The following is a 247-nucleotide window of genomic DNA, read 5'->3' as shown; positions in this document are numbered from 1 at the left end:
ATCAACAAATTTTGTAAATCGGTTATGAATTCTTCCTTACTAGGTATATTGCTCACATCATAATATCGTCCACATATATGTCCTAGTTCATATCCTCTAGCAAGATCACCATTACCCTTTAAATCAATATTTAAAAGATTCATGTTTCTAGGTATAGTATTTAATTTTCCTCTAATTATAGAAGCTGTTTTTTTTATTTTTTCCTTCCCTAGCTTTGTTCCATATTTATCTTTAAAATATGTCCAAC

1 protein-coding gene is annotated in these 247 nt (G+C 28.3%); it reads right to left on the bottom strand.

What is annotated here, in order from left to right:
* The coding region (locus SB772_RS44215; RefSeq protein WP_410839051.1) for an MrcB family domain-containing protein at positions 1 to 247 on the bottom strand (247 nt) is incomplete at both ends.

The sequence above is a fragment of the Paraburkholderia sp. SIMBA_030 genome, assembly GCF_046535245.1.
Classification (GTDB): Bacteria; Pseudomonadota; Gammaproteobacteria; order Burkholderiales; family Burkholderiaceae; genus Paraburkholderia.
The sequence above is the reverse complement of the archived record's forward strand: the minus strand, read 5'-3'. Positions and strand labels throughout refer to the sequence as shown.